At 34.6% G+C, this 10820-nt stretch carries 7 protein-coding genes; 3 read left to right on the top strand and 4 right to left on the bottom strand.

Going from position 1 to position 10820, the window contains the following annotated elements; genetic code table 11:
- Positions 1-152: 152 nt before the first annotated feature.
- The gene (locus GOQ24_RS05275; protein ID WP_155090689.1) at positions 153-794 is read right to left on the bottom strand and encodes a trimeric intracellular cation channel family protein; all 642 of its coding nucleotides are present in this window, start codon (positions 792-794) and stop codon (positions 153-155) included.
- Positions 795-844: 50 nt separating this feature from the next.
- On the bottom strand, positions 845-2137 hold the full coding sequence (locus tag GOQ24_RS05270; protein ID WP_155090688.1) for an aldehyde dehydrogenase family protein: 1293 nt from the start codon (positions 2135-2137) through the stop codon (positions 845-847).
- A gap of 296 nt (positions 2138-2433) precedes the next feature.
- On the opposite strand from GOQ24_RS05270, the gene GOQ24_RS05265 reads away from it, so the two are divergent.
- The gene (locus GOQ24_RS05265; protein ID WP_155090687.1) at positions 2434-2607 is read left to right on the top strand and encodes a hypothetical protein; all 174 of its coding nucleotides are present in this window, start codon (positions 2434-2436) and stop codon (positions 2605-2607) included.
- 40 nt (positions 2608-2647) lie between these two features.
- Here the strand turns inward: GOQ24_RS05265 and GOQ24_RS05260 are convergent, their stop codons facing one another.
- Positions 2648-3601: an NAD-dependent epimerase/dehydratase family protein gene (locus tag GOQ24_RS05260; protein ID WP_155090686.1), complete on the bottom strand. Its 954-nt coding sequence runs from the start codon at positions 3599-3601 to the stop codon at positions 2648-2650.
- A 162-nt stretch (positions 3602-3763) separates the two neighbouring features.
- Here GOQ24_RS05260 and GOQ24_RS05255 point away from each other — a divergent pair, with 162 nt between their 5' ends.
- Entirely contained in the window at positions 3764-4363 is a 600-nt protein-coding gene (locus tag GOQ24_RS05255) for a hypothetical protein (protein WP_155090685.1), read from the top strand.
- Complete coding sequence (gene mfd, locus GOQ24_RS05250; protein WP_155090684.1) at positions 4363-7719, top strand: transcription-repair coupling factor; 3357 nt, start codon at positions 4363-4365, stop codon at positions 7717-7719. The genes GOQ24_RS05255 and mfd overlap by 1 nt, the downstream gene beginning before the upstream one ends.
- 74 nt (positions 7720-7793) lie before the next feature.
- On the opposite strand, the gene GOQ24_RS05245 is transcribed toward mfd, so the two are convergent.
- Positions 7794-10715 (bottom strand): M16 family metallopeptidase, encoded by a 2922-nt coding sequence (locus GOQ24_RS05245; protein WP_155090683.1) that lies wholly within the window; start codon positions 10713-10715, stop codon positions 7794-7796.
- Positions 10716-10820 lie beyond the last annotated feature (105 nt).

Genomic DNA, 10820 nt, shown 5'->3' with positions numbered 1-10820 from the left:
CCCTCTTGGGCTCGAACCAAGGACCCTCTGATTAACAGTCAGATGCTCTAACCAACTGAGCTAAGGAGGAAGGTGTGTTACCTTTATTGCGATGCAAATATAGAACGAAATTTCATTTATACAAACTAAAAAATCAAAAAAAAATACTTTTTTTAATCTTCATCCTTCAATGTCGGAAGCCCCAATTTATAACGAGTTGCCAGTAAACGAATTACAAAAACAGAAGCTGCTGTAAGAACTTGTACTACTGGCTCAGACATCTTCAAATAAATTAACCCATAGTAAATCATCACTCCAAAAATACACACTAAGGCATACCACTCTTGCCTAAACATGGCAGGAATTTCATTAATCATTATATCGCGTATTATACTTCCTACAGTTCCCGTAATAGTCGCTAAAATTACAACTACCCAAAAAGGATAACCAAATGCTATTGCTTTTTCCGTTCCTACCACAACGAAAAGACCTAAGCCAATGCTGTCAAACCACAAAAACGTGTTGTTCAGACGTACCAACTGTTTTCTAAACAGAATAACAGTAAGTAAAGCCAGAATTGTACACCACGCATAAACACTTGATAACAACCAGAATGGCGTTGTGTTTAGCAATAGATCACGGAGAGTTCCTCCACCTGTAGCAGTGACAAATCCAATGACAAAAGCGCCGAACCAATCCACACTTTTTGCTGAAGCTAAACGAACCCCTGAAATAGCAAATGCAAATGTTCCACAAAACTCAATTAAATCAACAAAATTGATCTTATCATAAAATTCGATAAAAGTATCCACCATGATTAACACATTTATGTATTAACCAAAATTACTAAAAATTAACACTATTTCTATTTTATTATTACTGATTTCTTATTGACAAATGCCAATAATCCTTCTTCAGACATTTCTCTACCAATACCAGAAAACTTATTTCCCCCAAAAGGCACTCGTGGATCTGAGATTACCATCTCATTGATAAACACTGCTCCATCTTCAAAATCACTAACTCTACTTCTCAGTAAGTCAACATCTTCACTAAAGATAGACACGCCTAAACCGAAGCGAGAATCATTACTCAACTGTATCGCTTCCTCTAAGGTATCAAAACCTACAACTACTGCTAAAGGACCAAAAGTCTCTTGTCTAAAAGCCTCCATCTCAGGAGTAACTTCAGCGAGTAAAGTAGGTTCGAACCAACTTCCTTCGCGATGACCACCAAACACTAATCGTGCTCCTTGAGAAATAGATGCTTTCATAATACTTTCCAACTCTATCGCCAAGTCTTCCCTCGCCATTAACCCAATCGTAGTGTTCTTATCAAATAGATCTCCTCTCTTTAATTTGCTCACCTCTAATTGAAATTGCTCGATGAACTGCTCTTTCAAAGCATTGTGTACTAAAAAACGCTTTCCTGCAATGCAACTTTGACCAGTATTCTGAAATCTTGCATTCACAGCTACAGGAATAACTTTAGCGAGATTTGCGTCTTGACAAACAATAAAGGCATTACTTCCTCCCAATTCTAATACGACAGGTTTAATTAATTCACCAGCTTTTTTGGCAACAGAACTACCTGCTGCTTCACTTCCCGTCAAAGAAACTCCTTTTATGTAAGGACTTTCTATTAGCGAATTGACTTCTTTACCAGGAATAGTAACATTGAAGTAAACTTGCTCAAAGCCTTCTACTTTAAAGCAATTCTCAAGTGCTTCTGCACTTAAAGGCACATTACTCGCATGTTTTACGATGACTGTATTTCCCGCTAATAAGGTTGGTACAGCGAATCTAAATACCTGCCAAAAAGGAAAGTTCCAAGGCATCACACCTAATATCACTCCCAAGGGATCATTAACGACATATACTTCTGACCACTCTGTTGCAATCGTGCGTCCTTTCAATATCTCTTTACCGTGATCAATATAATAATCAATTAATTTACCACACTTTTCTACTTCTCCTATAGCTTGTATTAAAGGCTTATTCATATCCTTTGTCATCAGAGAAGCATAGTGTTCTTTATTAGCTAACAAATTGTTTTTCAAAGCTTTTAAGTAAGTTATTCTATGCTCTATATCCTGCTTTCTCCACTTAGAGTAGGACTGATTTGCACAGTTTACAATCTCTTTTATTTTATTTTCCATATCACTATATCTTTAATAGAAGTTAATACACTTCAAAAGAAGTGTTTATATTGTATTTTATGAGTAATTTTATTATTTAATAAACAACCTATGCAAATGAAAAGAAATACACTTATTTTATTATTAGGTTTAGGAATATTAGCACTTTCTATCTTGCTTTTCCAATTTGGCATACTGAATGCACAAACAGCCTATTTTTTCATTACAATTTCCTTTGTAATGATTGTAAGTCCTTTAGTAATATATTTATTCAATAAACTTTAAGTTATTATCTATATTTGTACAAATTAGAAAAAATGAATAACAATTTAAAGCTTTTAGTCGTAGGATTGATTGTTTTTGCAGTAGCCTTAATCTTAAAAACACAAAGATTACTATCGGACAATCTAAGTACAATTGTAATTATCGCAGCTTTAGTCATTACTATTATACCCTTATATAAATTAGTATTCAAAAAGCTTAAGAAATAAAAAACGCCAGAGCAAATACTCTGGCGTTTTAAGATTTATCTTATTTTGCTAAAACTCTTGTCAAGTTTTCCAACATAACTTTGGTTAATGCCTCAAGGTCATACTTGTGACTCCAATTCCAGTCAGTTTGAGCTGCACTATCATCAATACTTGCTGGCCAACTATCGGCAATAGCTTGTCTAAAGTCAGAATTGTATTCGATTGTAAAATCAGGAATGTGTTTTTTGATTTCTGCGTAAATTTCCTCAGGCGTAAACGAGATTCCACCAAGGTTGTACGATGAACGGATTTTTATATCTTCTTTTTTCGCTTGCATAATACCAACTGTAGCATTCAAAGCATCGTCCATATACATCATAGGCAAAGCTGATTTTTCAGATAAAAAACAGTTGTAATGTTTATCCTCAATCGCCTTATAGAAAATATCAACCGCATAGTCTGTTGTCCCACCTCCAGGAGGAGTAGTCCAAGAAATTAAACCTGGATAGCGAATACTTCTTACATCTACACCATACTTATTAAAGTAATATTCACACCAGCGCTCTCCAGTTTGCTTAGAGATACCGTACACAGTACTTGGTTCCATTACAGTATATTGAGGCGTCATTACACGAGGAGTAGTAGGCCCAAAAACAGCAATTGAAGACGGCCAAAAGATTTTCTTAATCTTTCCTTCTTTTGCCAAATTAAGAACATGGAAAAGAGAGTTCATATTCAACTCCCATGCAAAAGCAGGATTCTTCTCAGCAGTAGCTGACAACAAAGCAGCCATTAAGTAAACTTCTTCTATCTGATGCTTTTCGATCACAGCTGAAACAGCATCAAAATCCATAGCATTCAATATCTCGAAAGGCCCAGATTCCATCAGATTCGCGTTCCCTTCTCGTATATCAGAAGCAACTACGTTATCGTTTCCGTAAATACCTCTTAACTTTAATGTTAGCTCTGACCCAATTTGTCCACAAGCCCCTATGATAAGAATTTTGGTTCCCATTATCTATAAATTATAATAAACCACAAATATAAAAGAAGTATAGAAAGAAATCAATGGAAATAGTCATAATAGAAGATACTTTATAACTATTATAACAATCTATGAGAGAGTTACTAATTATTAACCTATAACTTTGTAAATTTGAGCCTTATTGTGATTAAGATGAAAAAAACATTTCTATTTATACTGAGTATTTTTACGCTATCATTCCTTTCGATAGCATGCGAAGACAAAGAAAAACAGCAACAAGCTGAACAAGAACGCTATACAAAACACCAAGATAGTGTATTCAAATACCTCGAAGCTAACTGGAAGATTGATATTCCAGAAACAAGTCAAGAGCTAACGGATATACTAAGTAAATGGAATGCGTGGAAAGAGTTTAAGCAAGAAGCTGAACTTAAACCAGTTACTTCTATTGATGCATATCAAAAAAAGATTGCTCAAATTGACAATAGATTACAGTCAATCACCTTTGTCAAATACCCCGTAGAAATTGACGAAAAAGACAATAAAGCTCGCTTAACGGTCCTTTACAATTCAGTAAAAAACTTAAATATGTTCTTAAACCTGGATCCAATAGAGATAGGCAAGGTTGACATGTACTTAAAAGAGACAAATAAAAATATCACACTCCTAATTAAAAATATGGAACGCAATTTACAAGCGAAAAAGATTCCATTAGAATTAGGGGAAGAAGAAATGCTTGAGCTTATAAACGAGGAGAGAAGAGCTAACCCAGATGAACAAACAGAAGAATAATGGATATTAAACAAATCTATCATAACACTACAAAAACAAATCAAATACTAAAAGATTTAGCAGGTAGTCGTGGTAAAAAACTGCGTTTTAAAGGTCTTATTGGTTCTTCGATTTCCTTTCAAATAGAAAGTTTATTTTCCCAGTCAGATGTTCCTTATCTACTTATTTTTAATGATAAGGAAGAAGCAGCATATTACCTAAATGACTTGGAGAGTTTGTTGAATAAACAAGATGTTTTGTTCTACCCTGGTTCATACAAACGACCATATCAAATTGAAGAAACCGATAACGCAAATATTCTTTTACGCGCAGAGGTATTAAACCGCATTAGTTCAAGAAAAAAACCAGCTATTATCGTTACCTATCCAGAAGCTCTTTTTGAAAAAGTTGTAACTAAAAAAGTACTGGAGAAGAACACGCTGAAAATCAATGTTGGCGACAAGTACGATATTGACTTTATCAACGAAACTCTTTTTGAATATAATTTTAAACGAGTTGATTTTGTTGCTGAACCTGGAGAGTTTTCAGTACGCGGAGGTATATTAGACGTTTTCTCATTTTCAAATGACGAACCATATCGCCTTGAATTTTTTGGTAATGAGATTGACAGTATACGTACTTTTGACGTTGAGACACAATTGTCTATCGAAAAAAAGAAAAAGATAACAATCATTCCCAACGTAGAGAATAAATTTTCTACTGAAGGCAGAGAGAGTTTCTTAGACTATATTTCTCAAAACACTGTAGTATTTGCTCAAAATACGGCCCTTGTTGTCGAACAATTAAACCGTTTATTTGACAAAGCTACCACGATATTCGAAAAACTAAACAAAGACCTTGCTCATACCTCACCAGAAGGTATGTTTATTAACGGGGCTGCCTTCTTAGATAAAATAGAACTTCTCAGTTTTGTTGAACTGGATGAAACAAAGTTAATTGATGTTGACAATACATATGAATTTCACATCAAACCCCAACCTTCTTTCAATAAGCAGTTTGACTTATTGGTAAGAAGTTTAAACGACAATACAGACAATGGAATAAAGAATTATTTATTCTGTTCAAACGAGAATCAAGCACGTCGTTTCAAAGAGATATTCCATTCTCTAAAAGACACGGATGAACAAGTAGTAGTACAGTCCTATGAAACATTAGTTCACCCAATCTTTGAAGGGTTTATCGATGAAGAAAACCAAATTGCCTGTTATACGGACCATCAAATATTTGAACGATACCACAGATTTAATCTAAAGAATGGTTATACGAAAAAGCAAACCATCACACTAAAAGAGCTCAATTCACTATCTGTGGGTGACTACGTTACTCACATTGATCACGGTATAGGGCGATTTGGAGGTTTGCAAAAAATACAAGTAGAAGGCAAGACACAAGAGGCTATAAAATTAGTCTATGCAGACAATGACATTGTGTATGTAAGCATCCACTCTTTGCATAAAATTGCAAAATACAATGGCAAAGACGGCGTAGCTCCAAAAATATATAAACTTGGCTCAAGTGCATGGAAAAACTTAAAGAACAAAACCAAAGCAAGAGTTAAACACATCGCTTTCAACCTCATCCAGCTTTATGCGAAAAGAAAACTTCAAAAAGGTTTTCAATGTGCACCTGATGGGTATTTACAACACGAATTAGAAAGTTCTTTTATCTATGAAGACACTCCTGATCAATTAAAAGCAACCCAGGAGGTAAAAGCAGATATGGAAAGCGAGCGTCCGATGGATCGCTTAGTTTGTGGAGATGTAGGTTTTGGAAAAACCGAAGTAGCTATTCGCGCTGCATTCAAGATGGCCGAAAACGGCAAGCAAGTCGCGATACTTGTGCCAACGACAATCCTGGCATTTCAACACTTTAAGACGTTTACGGAACGCCTAAAAGACATGCCTATAAGAGTCAGCTACATCAATCGATTTAGAACTGCAAAGCAAAAAAGCGAAATACTGAAAGACCTTGCCGATGGAAAAATAGATATCATTATCGGTACGCATCAATTAGTAAACAAAAATGTAGTCTTTAAGGATTTAGGTTTGCTAATCATCGATGAAGAACAAAAGTTTGGAGTAGCTGTAAAAGACAAACTAAAAACAATATCAGAAAATGTAGATACGTTAACACTAACTGCTACCCCAATTCCAAGAACTTTACAGTTTTCTTTAATGGCTGCAAGGGATTTATCAGTTATAACAACGCCTCCACCTAATAGATATCCTATAGAAACGAATGTAGTAGGATTCAATGAGGAAGTAATCCGAGATGCTATTTCTTATGAAATAGAAAGAGGTGGGCAAGTTTATTTCATCAATAATAGAATTGAAAACATCAAGGAAGTTGCTGGAATGATACAACGTCTTGTACCTGATGCTAAAGTAGGTATAGGCCATGGTCAAATGGAAGGAAAAAAATTAGAAGACTTAATGCTTGCTTTCATGGATGGCCAATTTGATGTTCTTGTAGCGACTACAATTATTGAAAGTGGATTAGATGTTCCAAATGCCAACACCATATTAATCAACAATGCAAATAACTTTGGACTTTCTGATTTACATCAAATGAGAGGACGCGTTGGTCGAAGTAATAAAAAAGCATTCTGTTATTTTATCTGCCCTCCTTATTCAGCGATGACAGAAGAAGCCAGAAAGCGAATCCAAGCTCTTGAACAGTTCAGTGACTTAGGCAGTGGCTTTAATATTGCAATGAAAGACTTAGAAATACGTGGAGCAGGTGATATATTAGGAGGTGAGCAAAGTGGTTTTATCAATGAAATAGGATTTGAAACTTACCAAAAAATCATGCAAGAAGCGATTGAAGAACTTAAAGCAAATGAGTTTAAAGATCTTTATGAAGATGAAAATAAAGAGGAAAATAAGGTCTTTGTTCGCGATGTACAGATTGACACTGATTTCGAAATTCTATATCCTGATGAGTATATCAACAATATTACTGAGCGTCTAAACTTGTACAATGAACTAAGTTCTATAAATACAGATGAAGATTTAGTCGCTTACGAGCAGCGTATTATTGACCGTTTCGGTCCCTTGCCAAGACAAGCGATTGCTTTACACAATAGTTTGCGTATAAAAAAGCATGCTATTGACATGGGAATAGAAAAAATAGTGATGAAACAAGGAAAGATGATCTGCTACTTTATTGGCGATCAGAAATCGGAATTTTATCAAACAGCAAAATTCAGAAACGTGTTTACTTTCGTTCAACACAGAGCGAATATATGTAGTATAAAAGAAAAGCAAACAAAAGCAGGATTGCGCTTATTGCTAACATTTAATAATGTAAAATCAATAAAACAAGGCCTGGAATATATCTCTCTTTTAAACGAATAAAACAACCTTTCAATAGAACAATAAAAGCCTCAAGTAAAATACTTGAGGCTTTTTTAAGCTATATAAATAATGTATTAGTACCCGAATAAATCTTCTAAAGTCAGCTCTTTAATCTTTCCAAATTTCTTCACTGCTTCCCAATCAAGGTTCTCTTTCTTACCTAATAAACCAACGTTAAATGATTTACCTTTCACGTGTTTGTTGAAAAAGTCAACTAAATCATCCATTTTCATAGTTTGAATCTCTTTGTAAAGATCTTTATTGATATCGTAATCAATACCTTTCTCTTTTAAAGTCAACCAATAATAGAATATTTGAGCTTTCGTATAACGTTGTGTTGCGATATTCTTTAATACAGAACTCTTAGCATTCTCAAACTGATTTTCAGCTTTTGGCATATCGTTCATCAGTTCCATCATTGCATCTACTGCCTGAGGTAATTTGTTTGCCTGTGTTCCAACATAAGCCATCACATAGTTATACTTCTCTTTCTCTGCTGCATTGAAGTAATATGCATAAGCCGAATAAGCCAGTGATTTAGACTCCCTAATCTCTTGGAAAACCACAGATGCCATTCCTCCACCAAAGTAATTATTGAAAATATTACTCGCTGCTAAGATATCTTTATTAAACTTGATCTCACGTCCTCTAAATGAAATTTCAGCTTGTACCATATCATATGGTGCAAAATATACTGTTCCTGTTGTTTCTGGCTCTGGATAAACTTTCAACGCTGGAACTTTCTTATTCTTCCCTAAATTATGGTGTTTTTCAACAGCCTTCTTCGTTGCTGCTAAATCATTTCCATAGTAGAAAACATCTTGATTGTAATCACTAAACGAATGAACAATCTTCACCAATTCATTAGGATTCAAAGATTTCAATTCACTTTCGCTAAATATATCTTTAAAGCGGCTATCTTCTCCTGAAACAATATAACTGCTCAATGCTCTTTGAATACCGCCTTTACTCGATTTTGCATCTTGACGACCTTTCAAGATTTGATCTACTAAATTGTTATACGCTTCTTGGTCTGCTTTCGCATCTGTCAACAAGTGCTCTAATAAAGCTATACCTGCAGGAATATTCTCCTTTAATCCATTTACGGTAATAAATGTTTTATCTGTAGATGTACTAAAAGAATACTCTATTCCCAATTTGTAAAACTCTTTGCGAATATCAGCTGCAGAATATTTATTTGTACCTAAATAATCTAAATAACCAACTGCTAAACCTAATACTTTACCGTGATCAGTACCCACTGGCATGATATAAGTTACTGTAGCAATATCATTTGTTTTATTCTCAATGGAGTACAAAGTACCTCCCACTTTTCCGATTTTATCTTTTTTAATAGCCGAATCAAAGTCTATAAATTCAGGCTGAATATCTTGTACTGCGATATTCTTAAGGCGTTTGTAAAACTCTGACTCACTTTCTCTATTCAAATCAATAGGCGTAATTCCAGGATTCTCTACGCGAACTAAGTCTTTATTTTCACCTTGTCTTTTATAGACAATAGCATAATTATCACCATACTTTTCATTTGCAAACTTCACTACATCCGCTTTGGTAATTTTAGCAATCTTGTCAATCTCGCTTACAGTCTCTTCCCAAGTTCTTCCGTAAATAAACGCCTGATACATTTCCGTAGCCATCGCGTCATTGCTTTCCAAAGCCATCATAGAGTTCTTTCTAAACTCATTTACAACAGCCTCTAATAGCCACTCGTCAAAGTCTCCTTTTTTAATCTTTTCTAACTCTCCTAAAAGAATATCTCTCACTTCTTCTAAGCTTTGTCCTTCATTAGGCATACCTGTTAACTGGTGTACAGAGTAATCCTTCATAATCATAGGTGAACTACCTGCGTAAAGCGTTCTTTGCTTTTGATTGACATCTAAGTCAATAAGACCTGCTTGCCCATTGCTCAATAACATATCAATCAAAGATAGGTAAGTAGCATCTTCCGTTTTTACACCACCAAGGCGAAAACCTATTTCAACTCTCTCACTTTGAGGGCTAAAAACCTCTGTTGATTGTATAGTTGTTAACGGTGGTTCAACAGCAACATATTCTTTAGGCTGAACCCCCTTCTTCATTGAACCAAAATAGGCATTTACCAATTTAATCGTTGGTTCAAACTCTAAATCTCCTACTAACACAACTGCAATATTATTAGGAACATAATATTGATTAAAATAATTGTGGATAGCCACCATTGAAGGATTCTTTAAATGCTCTGAAGTACCAATGGTAGTTTGTGTACCATAATGAGAAGTAGGGAACAATAGCTTCATCATAGCTTCATGTGAAGTCCTATAGTCACTATCTTGACCTCTATTAAATTCCTCGTAAACTGCCTCTAACTCTGTATGAAACAAACGCAATACTAATTCAGAGAAGCGCTCTTGTTCAATAATCAAGAACTTCTCCAATTCATTTGACGGAATCACGTTCTTGTATACAGTCTCGTCAAACCAGGTATGAGCATTTGTGCCTGATGCACCGATTGAAGCTACAGATTTATCATATTCATTAGCAACAGCATATTGTGAAGCAACTTTAGAGATTTCATCAATCTTCTTATAAATTGCTTTCTTCTTCTCTACATCTGTTTCCTTTTTATGCTCTTCATATAAATCGGAAATCTGTTTAATCATAGCTTTCTCAGCTTCCCAATTTACAGTTCCTAACTTAGAAGTACCTTTAAACAACATATGCTCTAAATAGTGAGCAAGTCCAGTATTATCCTCTGGATCATTATTTGATCCTGTACGCACTGGTATATAGGTTTGAATACGAGGTTCATCGTGATTCTGTGCCAAATATACTTTAAGACCATTCTCTAAGGTATAAATACGCGCTTTTGAAGGATCATTCTCAACAGTCTCATATTTAAAACCATTAGAATCTTTCTTTGTTATAGTTTTATATTGTGCATGTAGTGTGGCACTAACAACTAACATAAAACTAACTAGTAAAAGTCTTTTTTTCATATTTACTAAAAAATTATTGTAGATATTTCAAAGCTAAAAATAAAAACGAACTATCACTATTAAAAAACAATCTAAATTATAAAAAAAGCGTTATTAGTACATTAG

The organism is Myroides sp. LoEW2-1, assembly GCF_009767705.1.
Taxonomy (GTDB): domain Bacteria; phylum Bacteroidota; class Bacteroidia; order Flavobacteriales; family Flavobacteriaceae; genus Flavobacterium; species Flavobacterium album_A.
Note: the sequence above shows the minus strand (reverse complement) of the source record. Positions and strands in the feature narration are given on the sequence as shown.

Bases quoted from the DNA above. Each gene is read 5' to 3' on its own strand.
- GOQ24_RS05275 (WP_155090689.1), bottom strand. From the start codon at position 794: ATGGTGGATACTTTTATCGAATTTTATGATAAGATCAATTTTGTTGAT.
- GOQ24_RS05270 (WP_155090688.1), bottom strand. From the start codon at position 2,137: ATGGAAAATAAAATAAAAGAGATTGTAAACTGTGCAAATCAGTCCTAC.
- GOQ24_RS05265 (WP_155090687.1), top strand. From the start codon at position 2,434: ATGAATAACAATTTAAAGCTTTTAGTCGTAGGATTGATTGTTTTTGCA.
- GOQ24_RS05260 (WP_155090686.1), bottom strand. From the start codon at position 3,601: ATGGGAACCAAAATTCTTATCATAGGGGCTTGTGGACAAATTGGGTCA.
- GOQ24_RS05255 (WP_155090685.1), top strand. From the start codon at position 3,764: ATGAAAAAAACATTTCTATTTATACTGAGTATTTTTACGCTATCATTC.
- mfd (WP_155090684.1), top strand. From the start codon at position 4,363: ATGGATATTAAACAAATCTATCATAACACTACAAAAACAAATCAAATA.
- GOQ24_RS05245 (WP_155090683.1), bottom strand. From the start codon at position 10,715: ATGAAAAAAAGACTTTTACTAGTTAGTTTTATGTTAGTTGTTAGTGCC.